Origin of the sequence: Pediococcus sp. EKM201D (assembly GCF_011800215.1) — a bacterium.
GTDB classification, from domain to species: Bacteria; Bacillota; Bacilli; order Lactobacillales; family Lactobacillaceae; genus Pediococcus; species Pediococcus pentosaceus.
This window is the reverse complement of the sequence record NZ_JAALFK010000004.1, coordinates 166,876-187,563: the sequence shown is the minus strand read 5'-3', so window position 1 is coordinate 187,563 and position 20,688 is coordinate 166,876. Positions and strand designations below refer to the sequence as shown.

Below are 20,688 nucleotides of genomic sequence, written 5' to 3'. Positions count from 1 at the left end.
ATTTAGTAAATAAAATGGAGGACATTAAAATGGCATTTATTCAAATTCCACATGACATGACAGAACTACGGATTATGATGGAACAACTAAAAGAAATGGGTAAAGAGGCTAATGAGGATCAACTTATCGAACAAGCAGTGGTCGATAACGCGCAACAGTTGTTAGATGAAGCGCTTGATGGACACTACTTTACCTGTAAGTTAGAAGATGGAAAATTAGTCGTTTATGATGTGATCAATTTACCAACTGGAAGTATCGAACCATTAGGTAAAAACTTTAAGGAAGACTTTATTACTGACGCGGATAACCTTTGGATTCATCTTTCAAGTAATTTAAACCGAATTGCGGGCGGACGTTAGTTAATAGGAGGAACCGATGAGTATTCAATTAATTGCAAGTGATATTGATGGAACTTTTTTGAATGACCAACGTGATTTTGATCATGCTCGTTTTCAAGCACAACTTGATGAACTTAATCGACGTCACATTAAATTTGTGGTTGCGAGTGGTAATCAAATGGCCCACTGCCAAGAGGTTTTTGCCGACGTAAAGGGCGACATGACTTTTGTGGCTGAAGATGGGGCTTTGACGATGGAACAGGGAAAAATTTTGGATGATAATCCGCTGAAACCCGCTTTGTTGAGGGATGCAATAGAATATTTATTGACTACGCCAGCCTTTAAAGACGCTAAAATTATTCTTTCTAGTCAACATCGGGCGTTCACTAATATGGAAAAGAGTGGTTCCGACTGGTCTTCGAGTGCTTATTTCTACAGCCAGCTTACAGCCGTTGATCATTTTAAAGATATCACGGATCCAATTTATAAAATTGATACGCATTGGACCAATCTCGAAGATGTTCGAGAACAAGCCGCAATGTTGAAACGAGACCTTGGAGGAGATTTAGGAAGTGTGATGAGTGGTTTCAATGGAATTGATATTACAATGCCACATGTCACTAAAGCATACGGTCTCCAACAACTTCAAGAATTATGGAAAGTTTCGATGGATGAAACGATGGCCTTTGGGGATACCCAAAATGATGAAGCTATGTTAAAACATGCCCGCTTGGGTTATGCGATGAAGAATGCAGAACAAGAAGCACTCGATGCTACTGATTTAATTACACCGCTGGATAATAATGATAGTGGTGTATTGGATATGATCGATCGAGTGCTTAGTGGTGAGATTGCATAAAACCATGTAAAGTAAATTGGTCGAATCAAATAGACATACTTTAAAAATATCTTGACATTTCCGATTATTCTCAGTATGATTAGTGAAAATTAAATCGAGTCGCTTTAAGTTAATCCAGAGAGGTTAACAAGCTAGCAGAGTCGCCATCAACAGGTGGAGTGGACGCGGTTAGCGCCGGCCCATACCAACTTGTTGGTGGCTTTTTTTGTACCCAAATAGCGATATCGAAAAATTAAAAAGGGGATTCTTGATTATGAATGACGAACTTCGTAGTAAAATTATCCAGCAACTACTTGATTTAAAGGCGGTTTCGATTTCACCCAATGCACCGTTTACTTATGCTAGTGGGATGAAATCACCCATCTATACTGATTTACGAATGACGATTAGCAAGCCAGTTCTACGTTCAGATATTGCTAAAGGATTAAGTGCAGAAATCAAAAGAGCTTATCCTAACGCTACAGTAATTGGTGGGGTCGCAACAGCGGGAATTCCGCACGCTGCATGGGTGGCTGAAGAATTAGGCTTACCATTAATCTACGTTCGTTCCAAACCCAAGGATCATGGAGCTGGCAAACAAATTGAAGGTCAACTCAAAGCTGACGACCAAGTAGTTTTAATCGATGATTTGATTTCGACGGGTGGCAGCGTACTTAAAGCGGTTGAAGCAGTTTGTAAAGAAAAGATTCAAGTGATTGGAGTTGCTTCAATTTTTAGTTATGGTTTACCGGATTCAACTAAGAATTTTGCAGAACAAGATACTGAACTACTTAGTTTGCTCAACTACAATCAAATGGTGGATTATCTTCAAACTAGCAATGCCTTATCCGCTGAGGAAGTAGCTTCGGCTAAGGAGTGGCATCAAGATCCATGGAATTGGAAAAAATAGAATAACACTTTGTTTCAATTAAATCGGTTTCCCGAGAGGAACCAATTGAATCGGCTTTTTAAGCTACTCCCAAGCGAGACGATTCGATTGGTGAGTAGCTTTTTTTATAATAATTTAGGAGGAAAAATAATGAATATGCATGACTTAACCACTGTAGAAAGCTTTAGTGAAGAGGACGTATTACATAAAATTCGGTTAGCTGAGGAATTTAAGAATGGTAAGACAATTGAACTTACACGACCGGTCTATGCAATGAACTTATTTTTTGAAAATAGTACCCGAACTCATACTAGTTTTGAAATGGCAGAAAGTCGTCTAGGAATGCGACTCCTTGAGTTTGAAGCTAAAACTAGTTCAGTTACTAAAGGGGAAAGTTTATTGGATACGGTTAAGACAATTGATGCAATTCAGACGGATATTGCAGTCATCCGTCATCCGCAAAACGATTATTATAAACAACTGCTAGAAGCCGATTTGAATATTAGTATTGTCAACGGAGGCGATGGAAGTGGACAACATCCCTCACAATCATTACTCGACATGATGACCATTTATCAAGAATTTAACCACTTTGACGGTTTAAAAATTGCGATTGCCGGAGATATCGCACATTCCCGAGTGGCCCGCTCCAATGCAATGCTATTAAACAAGCTGGGTGCAGAAGTTTACTTCGCCGGTCCTGAAGCATGGATGGCCGAAGATTTGAAGGCTTATGGAACCTTCCTACCAATTGACGAATTAGTAGAGAAAGTGGACGTCATGATGTTACTCCGAATTCAAAATGAACGTATTTCTCAAGATACCGCAATTAAATTTGAACCACACGAATATCTCCAAGAATATGGATTAACCTTCGAACGAGCCGATCGAATGCAACCAACTGCTATCATTATGCATCCCGCCCCAGTTAATCGTGGTACAGAAATCGAAAGCAGCTTGGTTGATGGAGAAAAATCAAGAATTTTCAAGCAAATGACTAATGGTATGTACATGCGCATGGCAATTTTAACGGATGTATTAGAGGCCAAGGGATTGATTAAGGGAGGATTGCATTAATGAAAGTTTTACTTAAAAATGCCCGAGTAATAAAAAGTCATCAAGTGCAAAAAACTGACGTCCTTGTGGAAAACGACCGAATCACTCAAATTCAACCCGAAATTAACGTTGAAGCTGAACAAATCATCGATGTAAAAAATCAACTTTTAATGCCAGGACTGGTGGATATCCACGTTCATTTTAGAGACCCGGGCCAAACGGATAAAGAAGATGTAGTTAGTGGCAGTGCTGCAGCAGTTAAAGGCGGATTTACGACAGTATTAACTATGCCTAACGTTGATCCTGTCCCTGATACACCCGAAAAAATGACAGCGATGGTAAAACATAATCAAACTGCTGGTAGTCTTCATATCGGACAATACGGGTCCATTACTAAAAAACGGACAAGCGAAGAATTGGTTGATTTTAAAGCTTTAAAAGAAGCTGGTGCGGTAGCTTTTAGTAACGATGGTAACGGCATTCAAACTGCCGAAACCATGTATCAAGCAATGCTTCAAATTAAAGAAGTGGGGCTACCACTGGCTGCGCATGTAGAAGATGAATCGCTAATGCAACACGGGGTGATGAATCAAGGAACGGTAGCCGAAAAATTGGGTTTACCAGGTATTTCAGAATTGGCAGAGACAGCTCAATTAGCACGGGACCTTGAAATTGCGCGTAATACAGGCGCTCATTATCACGTTTGTCATGTTTCAAAAGCTCGAAGTGTGGAATTAATTCGCCGTGCTCAGCGAGACGGCGTCCATGTTACCGCAGAAGTCGCACCTCATCATTTATTTCTTGATGAAACGATGATTTCGATGGATAACCCCATGATGAAGATGAATCCGCCACTACGAACCTTGGAAGATCGGCAGGCACTCTTAGGGGGGCTGCTAGATGGCACAATTGGTATGATTGCAACGGATCATGCTCCGCACACGGTGAAAGATAAGGCTGGATCGATGAAGACCGCCTCTTTTGGAATTACAGGGTTAGAAACAGCTTTCCCACTACTCTACACTAAGCTGGTTAAACCGGGACTTTGCACGGTAGAACAACTAGTGGAATGGATGAGCATTCAACCAGCTGAAATTTTTAACCTCAAGGCAGCTGGGCAATTGGAAGTGGGAGATGTAGCTGATTTAACGGTAATGAATGTTGAAGATGAATATGAAATTAAAGAAGCAGATTTTGCTTCAAAGGGAATCAATTCTCCGTTTATTGGTCAAAAGGTTTATGGACAGACACAACTGACCATGGTTGCTGGAAAAATTGTATATCAACGGGAAGGGTAATTTAAAATGAAACGTTATTTAATTTTGGAAGACGGTACTACATATGAAGGAAAGGCGATTGGAGCCAATCGTGAAAGTATTGGAGAGCTAGTTTTTAATACTGGGATGTCAGGATATCAAGAATCGATTACCGACCAATCATATAATGGGCAAATTTTAATGTTTACCTATCCGTTAATCGGAAATTATGGCGTTAATCGAGATGATTTAGAATCCGTTAAGTCAAGTTGCTTTGGAGTAGTAGTCCATGAGGTGGCACGTCGAGCAAGTAATTGGCAAATGAATATGAGCTTTGAAGAGTTTTTAGCATATCAAGATTTGCCCGGTATTAGTGGAGTGGACACGCGAGCAATTACTCGACATATTCGCGAACATGGAGCGATGAAAGCAGCCTTAGTTAATGAAATTTCAGACGCTAAGTTTGAAAAATTTCATGCAACTGATTTGATACAAAATCAAATTGAAATTAGCTCAACTCATAGTCCGTACCCTAATCCAGCCAACGGTCGTAAAGTCGTAGTAATTGATTTTGGACTCAAGTATTCCATCCTACGTGAACTTGCTCGTCGCGACTGCAACGTAATGGTACTTCCATATAATGCTACGGCAAAAGAAGTTTTAGCTTGCAATCCGGATGGGGTGATGTTTACTAATGGACCTGGTGATCCGGAATCAATGGATGAAAGTGTTCTAGAAATGATTCGCACAGTGGAGGCTGCGGTTCCAGTCTTTGGGATTTGTATGGGACACCAACTTTTTGCCCTAGCAAATGGTGCTAAGACAACTAAGATGAAATTTGGACATCGCGGTTTTAACCATCCAGTTCGCAACTTAGCAACGGGACGAATTGATTTAACTTCCCAAAACCATGGTTATGCGGTCGAACGTGCTTCCATTGCAAACACTGACCTTGAAATTACCCACGAAGAAATTAATGACGAAACCGTTGAAGGACTCAGACATAAACAATATAAGGCTTTTTCCGTTCAATTCCATCCAGATGCTGCACCGGGTCCTCATGATGCGGACTACCTTTTTGATGATTTTATGGAAATGATTGATGAAGCTAAACAAACCCAGGAGGACAAGTAAACATGCCTAAGAGAGAGGATATTAATAAAATTTTAGTACTCGGTTCTGGACCCATCATTATCGGTCAAGCGGCTGAGTTCGATTATTCTGGAACTCAAGCTTGTCTTTCCTTAAAAGAACTCGGATATCAAACGGTTTTAATTAATTCCAATCCAGCAACAATCATGACCGATACGGATATTGCCGATAAAGTTTACATTGAACCATTAACCTTACAATTCGTTTCGCAAATTTTACGTAAGGAATTACCAGATGCTATTTTGCCAACCCTAGGTGGTCAACAAGGATTGAACATGGCAATGGAATTATCTGAAGCTGGAATTCTGGACGAACTTGGAATTGAACTGCTTGGTACGAAATTAGATGCCATCGATCAAGCTGAAGATCGGGAACGTTTCCGAGCTTTGATGAACGATTTGAATGAACCAGTTCCTGATTCAGGAATCGCAACGACGGTGGAAGAAGCAGTTAGCTTTGCGGATCAAAGTGGTTATCCAGTAATTGTACGTCCTGCTTTTACCATGGGTGGAACTGGTGGTGGAATTGCACAAGATGAAGCTGAACTACGGAAGATTACCGCCAACGGTTTAACTCTTTCACCAGTAACTCAAGTTTTAATTGAACAAAGTATCGCCGGACTAAAGGAAATTGAGTTTGAAGTTATGCGAGATAGTGTTGATAATGCCATCGTAGTATGTAACATGGAAAACTTTGATCCAGTAGGAATCCATACTGGTGACTCAATCGTTTATGCTCCCGTTCAAACGTTAACAGATCGTGAAGTACAGATGCTACGGGATGCTTCACTAAGTATTATTCGAGCATTGAAGATTGAAGGAGGCTGTAATGTACAGTTAGCTCTTGATCCAGCCCAAGATCGTTATTACGTGATTGAAGTTAATCCTCGGGTTAGCCGTTCGAGTGCCTTGGCCTCTAAGGCGACAGGTTATCCGATTGCTAAAGTTGCTGCTAAGATTGCGGTTGAATTGGCCCTAGATGAAATTTTAAATCCAGTTACCGGAACTACTTTAGCTGAATTTGAACCGGCCTTAGACTACGTAGTTTGCAAGATTCCTCGTTGGCCATTCGATAAATTTGTTCGGGCAGATCGGCGTTTGGGTACTCAAATGAAAGCTACGGGCGAAGTAATGGCGGTAGGGCGTAACGTTGAGGAAGCAACCCAAAAAGCAATTCGTTCTCTTGATATAGATATTAATTATATTGGCGATGAAGAACTCGCCGATTTAAATGAAGCAGACTTAGTCGATGGCATTATTCATGCGCGTGATGACCGGATTTTTTATCTGTATGAAGCAATTAAACGTGGATATTCTGTGGATAAATTAGCTGATCTGACTAAGATCAACGTTTACTATTTGGATAAATTATTGCACATCTACGAAATCGAACAGGAACTAATTGCTACGCCATTTAATGCTGATGTTCTTGAGTTAGCTAAAAAGAATGGTTTCTCAGACGAAGTTATTGGCAAAATGTGGAAAACTAACGAAAAAGAAGTACGAGCATATCGTGAACAGATGGGGTTATCACCTGTTTATAAAATGATTGATACTTGTGCCGGTGAATTTGAATCTCAAACTCCGTATTACTACAGTACCTACGAGCTAGAAAATGAAAGTATTGTCTCGAACCGCAAGTCAATTGTAGTACTAGGTTCAGGCCCAATTCGAATTGGACAAGGGGTTGAATTTGATTATGCTACAGTGCATTCGATTCAAGCCATTCGCCAGATGGGTTATGAAGCCATCGTAGTTAATAACAATCCAGAAACAGTCTCAACTGATTTTTCAATGTCCGATAAATTGTACTTTGAACCCTTAACTGTGGAAGATGTGATGAACGTTATTGACCTAGAAAAGCCGGAAGGAGTAATTGTTCAATTCGGTGGCCAAACAGCAATTAACTTAGCTGAACCACTCGCTGAACGAGGAATTAAAATTTTTGGTACAACTGTGGAAAACGTTAATCGGGCCGAAGACCGGGATGAATTCAATAAGCTAATTCAGGCTAATGGTATTCGTCAGCCTCAAGGACGTACGGCGACAACAACATCTGGAGCAATCGAAGCCGCAGAATCAATCGGTTATCCAGTTTTAGTCCGTCCTAGCTACGTTCTGGGTGGACGGGCAATGGAAATCGTTCATGCCAAAGAAGAACTTGAAAATTACATGAAGAATGCCGTTAAGGTTTCCCATAACCATCCGGTTTTGGTTGATCAGTATTTAGTTGGTAAAGAGTGTGAAGTTGATGTAATCAGTGACGGTGAGAACGTTGTGATTCCAGGAATTATGGAGCATATCGAACGTTCTGGGGTACATTCAGGAGATTCAATGACGGTTTATCCTGCGCAAACTCTTTCTCAAAAGGTCCAAGATGAAATTGTGAAAGTTTCTATCAAATTAGCTCAATCGCTCGAATGTATCGGATTGATGAATATTCAATTCGTGGTTCATAATGACGAAGCTTATGTCATTGAAGTTAACCCACGTGCAAGTCGGACGGTTCCGATTATGAGTAAGGTTACTGATTTACCAATGGCTCGCCTTGCTACGCGTGCCATCTTAGGTGAAAGTTTGGTCAATCAAGGTTTGAAGCCCGGGTTGCATCCAGCTGGTGAAATTATTCATGTGAAAGCACCAGTCTTCTCCTTTACTAAGTTAGATAACGTAGACAGTTTATTAGGACCTGAAATGAAATCTACAGGAGAAGTCATGGGAAGTGACCGTACTATGGCGAAGGCGCTCTATAAAGCGTTTGAAGGCGCTAAAATGCACATGCCAGACCATGGTAAAGTCTTAATCACGGTTAAAGATGAAGATAAGGGAGAAGCCATCGATTTTGCCCGACGTTTTTGGGAACTAGGTTATCAATTGGTTGCCACTAAAGGAACTGCTCAAACACTTGCAGCACATGGTCTGAAAGTTGAGACGGTTGGTAAGATGACTGAAGAAAATAACATTGTAGACCGAATTCACGATCATCGCATTCAAATGGTGATTAATACCATTTCAGACAGTACTACTAGTGCTGCCGATGGAATCAAAATTAGAAGTACCGCATTAACCTATGGAGTACCACTTTTTACGGCATTAGATACCGTTGACGCTATTTTACAAGTGCTTGAATCACAAGCTTTTACAACATTACATCTTTAGGAGGAAAACAAATGGATCGCTTAGAAACGACAATTGCTGGAGTCAAGTTAAAAAGCCCGGTTATGAATGCTAGTGGGACGGCTGCATATGGACAACAAATGGCTAAAAATATTGATTTAAATGAACTGGGAGCATTCGTAATTAAGTCGACAACTATGGAGCCGCGTGCAGGCCATCCGTGGCCAACTACTGCGGCCACCACTGGAGGCTGGCTGAATGCGGTCGGTTTGAAGAATCCTGGTATTGAACATGTTTTAGCTTACGAACTCCCTTGGTTAGCTGAAAATTATCCGGATCTTCCCATTGTTGGAAGTATTGCTGGTTCTAATCCGGATGATTATGTTGAAGTAGCTAAACGCATGGCGACCGCCCCGAATGTGAAGTTCATTGAAGTTAATATTTCATGTCCTAATGTTGCTAAAGGTGGTCTGGCATTTGGTACTGATCCAGTTGTAGTTGAAGATATGACCCGGCGCATCAAAGCGGTAGTTCCTAATAAACCCGTCTTCATGAAGTTAACCCCGGGAGTAACTGAAATTGTTCCCATTGCTTTAGCTGCTGAACGGGGCGGTGCAGATGGCTTAGTAATGATAAATACCTTAATGGGAATGGAAATTGATTTAGAAACTAGAAAGCCACGTCTTTCCAATGGGACGGGCGGTCTTTCCGGAAAAGCGATTCATCCCATCGCAGTTCGCATGATTCATCAAGTACGCGAAGTAACTAATTTACCAATTATTGGGGTTGGAGGGGTATTTTCTGCTAAAGATGCGTTAGAATTAATGGTAGCTGGAGCAGGGGCTGTTCAAGTTGGATCAGCAAATTATGGTAATCCACATGCTTGCCACGACATTATTCAAGGCTTAGTTCCAGCAATGGATCAATATCACTTTAACAACATTGCGGAGTTTAGCTCCGAGAAATAAGCGGAGGTTTAGTAGTGACTGAACGAGTAGAATTTAAACCAACAAGTATTGATGATTTAAGTAGCCAATATGATGTAATTATTATCGGAGCTGGGAGTACGGGTTTAACCAGTGCTCTAGAACTGACTGAGTTGGGCAAAAAAGTGGTTGTCCTAGAGAAGATGGAGAAGCCTGGTGGAAACTCTATGCGGGCATCTTCAGGGATGAACGCCGCTGAAACAGCAATCCAAAGGCATGAAGGGATTATCGATAGTTATGAATCCTTTTATGAAGATACATATAAAGGTGGCGGCAAACAAAATGATGTCGAAATGTTGAAATATTTTACAAGTCATGCGGATTCTGCCGTTGAGTGGTTAAAAGAACATGATGTTGTTTTAGATGAAATCACTTTGACCGGTGGAATGAGTGTGAAGCGGGCCCATCGCCCTAGTAGCGCCCCTGCAATTGGTGGATATTTAATCCACCAACTACTAAATCAGTTAGCTGAAGAAAAGGTTCCAGTAGTTTGTGGAGCAACGGTTAGGGAAATTGATTGTGGGGATAATCATCAATTTAAAGTTGATTTTGCCGACGCCCAAGGCTCAAACCATTTACTTAATAGTGCAGCAATCATTCTAGCCACGGGTGGTTTTGCTGCTAGTGATGCTTTAATTAAAAAATATCGTCCCGATCTCGTTCACTACAAGACAACTAATCACCCTGGGGCGACTGGCGATGGATTACAATTAGCGGAGAATTTAGGTGCTCAATTGGTAGATATGGACCAAATTCAAGTTCATCCCACCGTTTACCAAGATGGAGACCATGCATTCTTAATTGGTGAAATGGTACGTGGGGAAGGCGCAATTTTAGTTAATCAAAGTGGTCATCGCTTTGTAAACGAACTAGACACACGTAAAGTTGTAACGGATGCAATTAACGCTCAAACCCAACCAGATGCCTATCTGATATTTAATGCAGCGTTAGCTAAAAGAGCCAGTGCGATTGGTTTTTACGATCACATCGGTCTAGTTCAACATGGTGATCATATTGATGAGTTAGCGAAGACTTTGGGATTACCAGTTGCTAATCTAAAAGAAACGATGCAGCAGTGGAGTGATGTGGTTGCTAAGCGTAAGGATGAAGCATTCGGAAGAACTATGGGTTTGGTTGATGGTTTTGAAGAAGGTCCTTATATGGCAATTCATATTGCACCAGCTATTCACTATACGATGGGCGGACTCAAAACGTCTGCTAAAGCCGAAGTTTTAGATAAAAAATTTAAACCCATCAAAGGGTTATATGCCGGTGGGGAAGTTGCTGGTGGATTACATGGAAACAACCGTATCGGAGGTAACTCAATCGCCGAAACAGTGGTTTTTGGATTGCAAGCTGCTCGCCAAGCATTCAAAAATTTATAATAGATATTATGTACAAATATATATATAACCAAATTAAAGGTAAGATTTTGTTAAATGTTCCAATTGACAAGGTCTTGCCTTTTTTAGACAATCAATATAAATATGCTTTTTTTATAATTATTATTAGTACAATAATTTTTGAAGAGTAAAACTTTTGTAAAGGAGAAAACTTTGAGAAGAAAAATCATTTCTTTAGGAATGTTGATTGGATGCATCTTAATCTTAGTTGGTTGTGGACAAAAACAACCACAAACTAAGATTCCTAAAGCAGACGCCGATTATTTAACCATTACAACGCAGTATCATAAAAACAAACAAAACATCGAATTGTTACATAATTTTTTAAAAGATTCAATGGTTCAAAAAGCTGGTATCTACACGAATTTTAATAATAATCAAAAAAAATCCGATAATGCCACGGGACATGATATGTTATCTGAATCATCAGGTTTATGGTTAGAATACTTGGCGCAAACTCATCAAAATAAGGCTTTTCGGGAGTTCTACAAAAATACCAAGAAATATTTTGATCAAGGTCGGCAATTTAGTTATCGCATCGATGGTAAGACTAAGAAAAAGTCCGATGTGAATGCTACGCTGGATGATTTAAGAATTATTCGTGCTTTACAAATTTATGCGCAAAATAATAATAGTAAAAAATATCGACACGAAGCGGCTGAACGGTTTGCTATGCTACAAACGACAAGCATTCAAAAAGCACGGGTACTTAATTTTTATGATGTACGTACTAAAAAAGCTAGTAACGAAAGTTCTTTAGCCTACTATGATTTGGCTACCCTAAAGTACTTTGAATCTGTATCTAAAAAAGAGCGGGGATATTATCGAGAACAATTAAAGCTAGTTGAAAAAGGATATCTGGGAGATATTTTTCCTTTGTACGCTCCGAGCTACAACTGGAAAACAAACCAATATGGCACGAAAAATCTGAATACTTCAGAAGCTTTGATTACAGTCCTGCATTTGGCTGAAATTGGTAAGATGAAACCTGAAACAGTCAGCTGGTTAAAAATGCAAATTGATAATAAGAAGTTATATAACAGTTACACTACTGCTGGAGCAATCGAGGACCATGACCAATCAACAGGTAATTATGCTATAGCAGCAATGATTTTCGCCAGAAATGGTGATCGTAAATATTATCAAAAGGCCATGAACTTGGTTTGGGATGATCAGGTTCGAAATAAGAATTCAAAAATTTATGGGGCATTAGGTGATACAAAAGATAATGACGCTTACTCATTTAATAACCTATTGGCATTGTTAACATCGCAATACTAAAGGATGGGATGAAATGGTTTCGATTAAAAACAGTTGGAGGGTATTTCAAAAACATATATCACCTGCTGCCGTTGCAACGGCTTTGGCAGCGATTATTTGTGCTGTCATTCTCTTTATACCACCGATTAATGGCTATGCCGATAATGGAGATTTTTATCGGGCAATGTTAAGTAACGGGATTTATCGACTACCAACCAAGGATAATCAGTATATTGGTTATGTGGTAACTAAGTTTGGGATTTTAAAGTATTTTAATGAAAATAACGTTGCTGTTTTTTCATCTCAAGCGCTTTTCGTTAAAGCCGCTGTAATACTAAATAAGTTACTTTATAGTCATCGTTACTTTGATATTCGCTTCTTAGGTATCGTCTATTATGTAGCTTTTTTACCTGGTATCTACCTATTAACTAAAGCATTAACCGGAACTTGGCGACGTATACGAAGTTATGTGATTGCAATTCTAGTAGTACTTATCTTTGCGGATGCTTCATTTATTCTGTATTTTAATTCCTTTTTCGCTGAACCGGGAATGTTAATTTCATTCTTGTATGTGGTAGGGTCTCTCATTTTATTAGCCCGTGGAGATTATTCTAAACGCTGGAAATTGTTATTAACCTACTTTATTAGTGTTGTGGTCTTAATTACTAGTAAACAACAAAATGCTCCTTTAGCACTAAGTTTTGGAGTCATGTCAGTGGGGCTCTTTTTCCTGCCCGGTTTAAAAAAGGCTAAGAAATTAGCTGTTATGGGTGGTGTTGTTGCTACTTTGGGAGCGGGAGTTCTGACGTATAGTTTAATCAATAAAGAATTCAACGACGTTAATCAATATCAATCATTTTCTCATGGAGTTTTGATGGAAATGGGAGATCCGAGTAAAAATATTGCCAAAAGTGGGCTGAGTGAGCAATTTGCCTTAATGCGGGAGCAAAACTATTATGCTAAAACTTTTGATACCGTTGACCCAAGTTCTCACTACGTTAGAAAACATTTAATTGAAAAATACAACTTTGCGTGGATTATTAAATATTATGCTAGAAATACTGATCAATTTTTACGCTTACTAGATGTAGCTAGTAAGGATATTATGGTTACTCAAGTAAAGGCAGTCGGCGATTATACCAAGGATTCTGGGAAAAAAGCGGGTCAACAGAGCACCTTTTTTACACTTTATAGTTCGCTGATGGAAGCTTTCTTTCCAGGAAAATATGCCTTTTTGTGTCTCTTGGCTATCACATTTGTGGCTGTATATGCAGTTAGTGCTTATATTGACTTTGTAGCTGGAAGATTATTTGGCGTTGTACGTTTTTTTCTAGTGCTGGGATTGATGACCATTTGTGTGTTTGTTCCAATTGTTTCAATTATTGGTGATGGCGATGCTGATTTAGCCAAACATTTATTCATGGTCCCTCTCAGTTTGGACTTTACCTTCATAATGTTTATTTCAGACATTCTAAATCATCAATTATGGCTAACTGAACAGGAGGAAGATGGGGATGCGTAAAATAATTATGTTTTTTTTAACGATTTTCTTCATGGCCCTTGGCGGAGTAGTTCAAGCCACCCGAACAGCACATGGTAGTGAACGCGATGATAATCGTGTTTTGCTCGTTTATGATTCTCAAAATACTGTCGAACAGGGTGAAAAAAAGATTGATACCTTACAGCGAATGTTAGCAGGGATGGGACTTAAAGTTAAGACAGTTAAAGAAAGTGAATATCAAAAAGGTGAGTTAAACCATAGTTATCAAGGGGTAATTACCATGATTAACTGGAAACAAGCGTCACTGGATAATCCAACTTTCGTTAAAGATCGTAATCAATATGACGGTGTTAAACTTCATATTGGTGAAGGCTTAGATCGAACCGAACAAAAACAGTTACAGGTTAAGCTAAAGACGATTTATCAACAACAATTCATTTTAAGTGACGATAGCAGTACAGAAATGTTGCCATTTGTGGAACGCATGGATGTTTTAACTGGAGTTCCAAAACAAGCACAGAGTTACGGCATGTTAAAGACGCAAAATAATGAAGGTCAATCCTATAAGTATGGGGTAATTAATCAAAAACAAGGTTACTTGCCTTTCTTCAACAATAAAGGACTGGGATTAATTACAGCTAGCAAGATGATAGCTATTTTATTTAATCGTCAAGAAGAAACCAAACCGTTGTTAACGATTACGGATGTTTCGCCTTATAGTAATCTAAAGCTGTTAGATCAATTAAGCGTATTCTGTGAAAAGCATGGTATACCATTGGCAATCAGTACTTCCACAGTAGCTAAAAACACGGAAATGCACGCGTATAAAAGGTTTACCATGTATTTACGTAGACTTGAAGATCGAGGCGGTGTGATTTTCTTACAAGCTCCGGTGATTGGGGGAGCTACTGCGGATAACGCAGGAGAATTGAGTGAATTATTTGATAACTATCTACTTAATTTGGCACAAAATCAAGTTTATCCAGTTGGAATTAGTGCCCAAGGTTTTTGGAATCAGGATCGAGTCTTGAGGAATAGTGCTTTGAAAAAAGCTAATTATCAGATGCTACTTCCTAATAAAAAAGTAGTTTATCTCGATCAAGATAATCAAGGTGGTACCAATAGCCGAAGTTATTTAGCATTACTAGCCTCAAGTTTTAATAAAATTAAACACCAAGCAGATGTACGATTTGCAATGCCCACAGCGCTAACTTTTAAGATGCCTGATAGTAAGGTTAAGTTGAAAAATTTAAAAGAACAAATTCAAGCGTTGAACTTTGAATGGCAAGCTCCGGATGAAGCTATTAATTCAAAAATTGATTTTGCAAGTTCATCACTTGCCTTTCAAAATGGACAGTATTTGGTGAATGGTAAGGAGACGGAAGTTGAAGTTAATTCAAATATGGAAAATACTGATAAGCCAACTCCTACGCCGGCGCTATTTAAAGGCTTTTTCAGAGTTGAAGGGCAAATTATTACCGTGTTCTTCGCCATTATCTTTACCGTCTTAATCATTTTTATCGCCTTTGGAAGAAAAATTTACAAGAATATGTTCAAGAGATAGGAGGAGTGAATCATCACAATTTTGGATTTTTTCCTAATGGTAGCTATCATTGCCATTTGGGGAACATTAATAATTAATTTGATTTTAACGGTAGCTGGATATACGTGGTATCTCCAAGAAGCTCCCAAACCGGATAAGCAACTTCCTGAAAAGATTCCCTTTGTGACGGTGATGGTACCTGCACATAATGAAGGAATCGTAATTGTTAAAACTGTTTTATCGTTGCTCAGTTTTGACTACCCCCATGATCACTATGAGATCATTGTAATTAATGACAATTCAAGTGATAATTCGGCAGAGTTATTAAAAGAAGTCCAAAATGATTTTGGCGAAGAACGTTTGAAAGTTATTAATACAGATAATGTTACGGGAGGAAAAGGCAAGTCCAATGCCCTAAATATTGGTTTGAAGCAAGCCAAAGGAAGTGTTATTGCAATTTATGATGCAGATAACACTCCAGAACGAGGTGCGCTTCGTCTTTTAGTAGCAGAACTTTTAGGAAATGACCGTTTAGCGGCGGTTATTGGAAAGTTTAGAACTAGAAATAAAGAAGCAACTATTTTAACCAGATTTATTAATATTGAAACACTTTCGTTTCAATGGATGGCTCAAGCGGGACGTCAACGGCTGTTTAAACTATGTACGATTCCAGGAACCAATTATGTTATTAGACGCGAAATTTTAGAAAAAATTGGTGGTTGGGATGTTAAAGCCTTAGCGGAAGATACGGAAATTAGTTTTCGGGTCTACCAGATGGGATATCAAATTAAGTTTCAGCCGCGTGCGGTTACTTGGGAACAGGAACCACAAACCTTAGATGTGTGGTTCCATCAGCGAACGCGCTGGGTGAAAGGAAACATTTACGTGGTCGTTAAAAATGCCAAATTACTCTTTAAAAAGGCCGGACGTCCCATTCGCTTTGACTTACTCTATTTCTTGTCAACGTACTTTTTATTGATGACCGCTTTGATTCTATCTGATGTAGTTTTTGTTCTTTCAGTCGCTGGGTTGGCTCATTCAGATTTACAAGGTTTTAGTAATGCTTTGTGGTTATTTGGAATAATAATGTTTATCATCAGTACCTTTGTCACGGTTACAACCGAAAAGGGTGAAATGCGTTTTAGCAATATTCTTTATATTATTTTTATGTATTTGGTATACAGTCAAATGTGGTTAGCAGTCGCAGCATACGGAATGGTGGGGTATATTCGTGAACAAGTCTTTCATAAACAAGCAAAATGGTATAAAACTAAGCGGTATAAGTAAATTAATTATTTTAACATTAACGATATTATTAATGTCATTAGTTGGCGTGGGCCAAGTACATGCTGAAGACCTAACTTATACTCAAAATTTTCAAAATGATACAACAACTTTATCTGGTAAATCAACAGCAACGAGCATGTACTTTACCAAGATGGATTATTGGAACGTTAAAAAAGCTACCTTTAATTTTAATTATCAAGTTTCACAGTTAGCTGATAAAACAACGTCTGATATCACGTTATCAATGAACGGCGTTAAATTTTATTCATTTCGTCCAGAGCATAAGAGTGGTTTTCAGAGTAAAGCTGTTGAGATTCCGCTAGAACTCCTGCAAGGTACTAATAAACTTGAAATTAAAGGACAAATTTTAAATAAAAAAGATGCTAAGAATTATGATTTAGCACAAACTCCAGCTAATTGGCTAACAATTAAGTCTGGTACTAATATGAATTTTAAATATGAAGTAAAAGATCCAGAAAACACATTGCGTTCATTTTATGATCATTTTTCTGGTGAAGATACAATAGCTAATCAGCACTCAAAAATTGTCACCCCTGATCAACCAATTAAAGCTGAATTAGCGGCTGGTATGACTGCTCTAACAGATATCTCGCACGCAACTACTACAAACAATAACCAAATCAGTGTTGTCCAAAATACAAATATGGATGCTACTAAAGGTGATTATATCTTGTATGTCGCTAAATATGATAATCTTCCTAAAGCTTTGAAGCAGGAAATTAGCGAAAAAGACGTTGAGAAAAGAGCGGTAATTAAAACTCACTATACTAAAAAAGGTGATTATTTAATTGTAACGGCCAAAACAGATGGCTTATTAAAAAAGGCTTCCCAGTTTTTTGCTAATCCAGAACTAATGCAACAGACGAATAAGAGTACAGAAATGATTTCGTATTTAACAAATACCTTTATGTCTAAAGTTCAAGATAGAGGTAAGTATCAACTAACCAATGTCATTGATAAGATTAAAGGTGCTGGTCATCATGAAACCAATTATTTGGTAACATTGCCTAATGACCGAACAAACGCTGATGGTTCCGAAGTGAAATTACATTTTCGATATAGCAAAAACCTTAACTTCAAACGTTCCTTAGTGACGGTGTACGTTAACGATACAACCTTAGGAAGTAAAAAATTAACCGCTGCTAAAGCTAATGGAGACGAAGTTACTTTGGAGGTTCCTAAAGGGACTTCCTTAGGAAACAGCTTTGAAGTCCGAGTAGCTTTTGATTTGGAAATGAAGGATCAAGAAATTTCAGATAACTCTGAAACCCCTTGGGCAGAAGTAGATACGAATTCTGAAATGAAGGTTAAATCAGAAAAGAGTAACGATTTACTCTTTACCAACTATCCCACAATCTTTATGAAGAACCAAACATATAACAACTTAGCAGTGGTTATACCTAAAAAATTAACTGCGATAGACTTCAAGAGTTTAACAAATATTTTTAACTTGATGGGTGCTTACGCTAAGAGTAATACTGGAAAAATTAAATTTTATACTGAACAGCCTAATCAGGATACAATGATTAATGATAATTTAATTGTACTTGGGACCCCTTCTAATAATGCAATGATTAAATCCTTGAATAAAGATTTGTATTTCAAATATTCTGATGACTATCGAGGATTTGTTTCTAATGAAAAGCTCAGTATTGAGGAAGATTATGGCAAGACGATTGGAACAGCGCAACTAATTCGTTCTCCTGAAAATAGTAAAAAGGGCATTCTAGTCCTAACGGGGGCTACTCCGGAAGCCAGTTATCTAGCTTCGACACAGCTTAATTTTAAAAAGAATATCGATCAATTTACAGGCGACGCAATTGTGGTAGATCAAAATAACAACCACTATAGCTATCGCTTCAAGAAAAACAAGTATATTGATCGAAATTTAGAACACAAGCGGACCATTAGTAATAATAGTCAATTAATTATTTATTTGGGAATTGTCTTTTTAGCTTTGATTGTCATTGGTTTTGGAGTTTACCTAGTTTTTAGAAAGCAAGCCATGATGAATGGAGGTCGTAAGAATGCAAAACAAAAATAGCAAAGATCGTTTGTATGAAGATATTGGTCTACTCCTACTTTTATTAATGCTTAGCATTACGGCCGTTTTGATGATGCTTTCTCAAAACATCGTTGTGAATATAATTTATTTAATCATCACTATGGGAATTTTAATTGTAACTTACTTTATGGGAATTATTCCCAGCTTATTAGCAAATATGGTGTTTATTGCTTTCCAAACCGTAGTTATGTTGTATGAATATTTTGGTTTGAATCACGAAATTCAGTGGTCGTTGCTTTTCTGGCTAATCATGCCGTTGTTGATTTCACTGACCATGTATCTTTCAACACGGAGTCAGATTGCGTTGCAAAAGGCGAATAGTGATTTACATGCGGCTTTGGTAGAGCGGGGCGCCTTTGATCAACAAACTAATTTGCGGACGATGGTTGCATATGTGGAAGATGCCGGAGTATTTATTGAAACTAGTCGACGCTTTGAGATTCCCGTATCCACGCTAATTATTAAAATAAGATATTTTAATGATTTACGGAGAATGATGAGTGATCGCCAACTTCAGCTTTTATTACAAATTGCTTCAGAGGTAATCAAAAGTTCGACGCGTGATAATGATATTACCTATATTTTGGAAAATGAAGATCCGACGTGGGCGATTCTTTTGTACACTAATGCTACTGGAGGAAGAATCGCTGGACAACGGGCTAAAGATGCGTTTGAAAAACGGATTAAGGAAAGCTCAGAGTTAGTGAATCTCGCTATTTCAATGGTTGTGGGTGTTTCAGAATGGAACGCAGAGGAAATGAGTAATCCATATGATTTAATGAATGATGGAATTAAAGAAACTCAATATGATGTTTAGAGCAGCATAAAAAAGAACCTTAACTTCAGAAAAAGAAGTTAAGGCTCTTTATTTTTATTAGCAAATTTTATTACCAATATCTTTCATATCTTTAGCGAGTTCGTCTTTAGTTTGGGCATCTGTTGGTTCGTAATTTTGAACAGTAACGGCACCATCTAAGATGCTACTATCATCACTGAGTTTAAGCAGTCCCATTTTATAATCTAATTTTAGCCCATTACCTAAATAATTAGCCTCTTCTTTACCAGTAGTAAGATTAAGATCCGCATCGTTTTCAATTGTATCCGTGTAAGCTTGATCAGGAACAGATGAGATAACTAGTTGGAATTTATTACCAATAGCACATGATCCACCTAATTTTGAAAATTTACTAGAACCATCATCAAGTGCTAAGAAGATATGCTTACCGTCGATATCTTTCTTTAATAAATAATCTTTTGCATTCTCTGTAATATTAATTTTCATAATAAAATTCCTCCTATGCGTAAAACAAACACTGAGCTCCTACGACTTGATATTACCTTAATTTAAAACAGAAGTTAAATATTGTGCTCAGGATTTGGTTCGGTAAATTAAATCAGTTGTTCTAGCTAGCCCTTCAGGCTAAAATGAAGGAAACAAGTTTTGGGGAGGAACCAGATGGAAGTTAGGGCTGTTAATCATATCGCAATTATTTGTACGGACTACGTTTTAGCTAAAGAATTTTATGTTCATAAATTAGGGATGGAAGTAGTTGCAGAAACGGAACGCGTAGATCGAAACGACGTAAAACTAGATTTAAAATATGGAGATTTGATGTTTGAAATTTTTATCAAACCAGACGCTCCTCAGCGGGTTTCATATCCTGAAGCAGCGGGGCTACGCCACATTTCGTTTGCTACGGATAACATCGAAAAAGATGTAGACTATTTACGTTCCGTCGGGATTAAAGTTGAAGATATTCGGCGGGATGAATTGAATCAGCAAAAGATGACGTTTTTCTTCGATCCAGATGGGTTACCTTTAGAATTACATGAATGATACCAAGGCAGAGTTACGATAATTAATTTTATCGTAACTTTTTTTGTATGAAAACGTATTTTTACACATGTCTAAATTTAAACTGTTGCAAAAATAAATATGTGGAGATAGAATAGTTTATCGAGAAAAACATTTTTGGA

At 38.3% G+C, this 20,688-nt stretch carries 17 protein-coding genes; 16 read left to right on the top strand and 1 reads right to left on the bottom strand.

Going from position 1 to position 20,688, the window contains the following annotated elements; translation table 11 throughout:
* Nucleotides 1-29: 29 nt before the first annotated feature.
* The 15 genes from HFC68_RS07360 (at nucleotide 30) to HFC68_RS07290 (ending at nucleotide 19,528) form a co-directional block, all read left to right on the top strand.
* Nucleotides 30-359, top strand: coding sequence for a hypothetical protein (locus HFC68_RS07360; protein ID WP_002832740.1), 330 nt, complete (start codon nucleotides 30-32; stop codon nucleotides 357-359).
* Nucleotides 360-375: 16 nt separating this feature from the next.
* Nucleotides 376-1,197, top strand: a complete 822-nt coding sequence (locus tag HFC68_RS07355) for a Cof-type HAD-IIB family hydrolase (protein ID WP_011672998.1) — start codon at nucleotides 376-378, stop codon at nucleotides 1,195-1,197.
* 253 nt (nucleotides 1,198-1,450) lie between these two features.
* The gene (pyrE, locus tag HFC68_RS07350; RefSeq protein WP_167399757.1) at nucleotides 1,451-2,086 is read left to right on the top strand and encodes an orotate phosphoribosyltransferase; all 636 of its coding nucleotides are present in this window, start codon (nucleotides 1,451-1,453) and stop codon (nucleotides 2,084-2,086) included.
* Between the two features lie 129 nt (nucleotides 2,087-2,215).
* Nucleotides 2,216-3,142 carry an aspartate carbamoyltransferase catalytic subunit gene (locus tag HFC68_RS07345; protein ID WP_011672999.1) on the top strand — a complete coding sequence of 309 codons (927 nt, stop codon included), beginning with the start codon at nucleotides 2,216-2,218 and terminating at the stop codon, nucleotides 3,140-3,142.
* The gene (locus HFC68_RS07340; protein ID WP_011673000.1) at nucleotides 3,142-4,419 is read left to right on the top strand and encodes a dihydroorotase; all 1,278 of its coding nucleotides are present in this window, start codon (nucleotides 3,142-3,144) and stop codon (nucleotides 4,417-4,419) included. The genes HFC68_RS07345 and HFC68_RS07340 overlap by 1 nt, the downstream gene beginning before the upstream one ends.
* Nucleotides 4,420-4,425: 6 nt before the next feature.
* On the top strand, nucleotides 4,426-5,511 hold the full coding sequence (locus HFC68_RS07335) for a carbamoyl phosphate synthase small subunit (protein ID WP_011673001.1): 1,086 nt from the start codon (nucleotides 4,426-4,428) through the stop codon (nucleotides 5,509-5,511).
* 2 nt (nucleotides 5,512-5,513) lie between these two features.
* Nucleotides 5,514-8,687: a carbamoyl-phosphate synthase large subunit gene (carB, locus tag HFC68_RS07330; RefSeq protein ID WP_167399756.1), complete on the top strand. Its 3,174-nt coding sequence runs from the start codon at nucleotides 5,514-5,516 to the stop codon at nucleotides 8,685-8,687.
* Between the two features lie 11 nt (nucleotides 8,688-8,698).
* Nucleotides 8,699-9,613, top strand: a complete 915-nt coding sequence (locus tag HFC68_RS07325; protein ID WP_002832748.1) for a dihydroorotate dehydrogenase — start codon at nucleotides 8,699-8,701, stop codon at nucleotides 9,611-9,613.
* Between the two features lie 14 nt (nucleotides 9,614-9,627).
* On the top strand, nucleotides 9,628-11,016 hold the full coding sequence (locus tag HFC68_RS07320; protein ID WP_011673003.1) for a flavocytochrome c: 1,389 nt from the start codon (nucleotides 9,628-9,630) through the stop codon (nucleotides 11,014-11,016).
* Between the two features lie 171 nt (nucleotides 11,017-11,187).
* Nucleotides 11,188-12,315, top strand: a complete 1,128-nt coding sequence (locus HFC68_RS07315) for a lipoprotein (protein ID WP_011673004.1) — start codon at nucleotides 11,188-11,190, stop codon at nucleotides 12,313-12,315.
* Nucleotides 12,316-12,328: 13 nt separating this feature from the next.
* Nucleotides 12,329-13,816, top strand: coding sequence for a hypothetical protein (locus HFC68_RS07310; RefSeq protein WP_167399755.1), 1,488 nt, complete (start codon nucleotides 12,329-12,331; stop codon nucleotides 13,814-13,816).
* Nucleotides 13,809-15,359, top strand: coding sequence for a hypothetical protein (locus tag HFC68_RS07305; protein ID WP_011673006.1), 1,551 nt, complete (start codon nucleotides 13,809-13,811; stop codon nucleotides 15,357-15,359). The genes HFC68_RS07310 and HFC68_RS07305 overlap by 8 nt, the downstream gene beginning before the upstream one ends.
* Nucleotides 15,360-15,395: 36 nt before the next feature.
* On the top strand, nucleotides 15,396-16,625 hold the full coding sequence (locus HFC68_RS07300) for a glycosyltransferase (protein ID WP_041525452.1): 1,230 nt from the start codon (nucleotides 15,396-15,398) through the stop codon (nucleotides 16,623-16,625).
* Between the two features lie 31 nt (nucleotides 16,626-16,656).
* Nucleotides 16,657-18,690 carry a cellulose biosynthesis cyclic di-GMP-binding regulatory protein BcsB gene (locus HFC68_RS07295; RefSeq protein ID WP_167399754.1) on the top strand — a complete coding sequence of 678 codons (2,034 nt, stop codon included), beginning with the start codon at nucleotides 16,657-16,659 and terminating at the stop codon, nucleotides 18,688-18,690.
* Nucleotides 18,674-19,528: a GGDEF domain-containing protein gene (locus HFC68_RS07290; RefSeq protein ID WP_011673009.1), complete on the top strand. Its 855-nt coding sequence runs from the start codon at nucleotides 18,674-18,676 to the stop codon at nucleotides 19,526-19,528. The genes HFC68_RS07295 and HFC68_RS07290 overlap by 17 nt, the downstream gene beginning before the upstream one ends.
* Nucleotides 19,529-19,585: 57 nt before the next feature.
* Here the strand turns inward: HFC68_RS07290 and HFC68_RS07285 are convergent, their stop codons facing one another.
* Nucleotides 19,586-19,993 carry an iron-sulfur cluster biosynthesis family protein gene (locus tag HFC68_RS07285; RefSeq protein WP_002832756.1) on the bottom strand — a complete coding sequence of 136 codons (408 nt, stop codon included), beginning with the start codon at nucleotides 19,991-19,993 and terminating at the stop codon, nucleotides 19,586-19,588.
* 174 nt (nucleotides 19,994-20,167) lie between these two features.
* Here HFC68_RS07285 and HFC68_RS07280 point away from each other — a divergent pair, with 174 nt between their 5' ends.
* Nucleotides 20,168-20,548 carry a VOC family protein gene (locus tag HFC68_RS07280; protein WP_002832757.1) on the top strand — a complete coding sequence of 127 codons (381 nt, stop codon included), beginning with the start codon at nucleotides 20,168-20,170 and terminating at the stop codon, nucleotides 20,546-20,548.
* Nucleotides 20,549-20,688 lie beyond the last annotated feature (140 nt).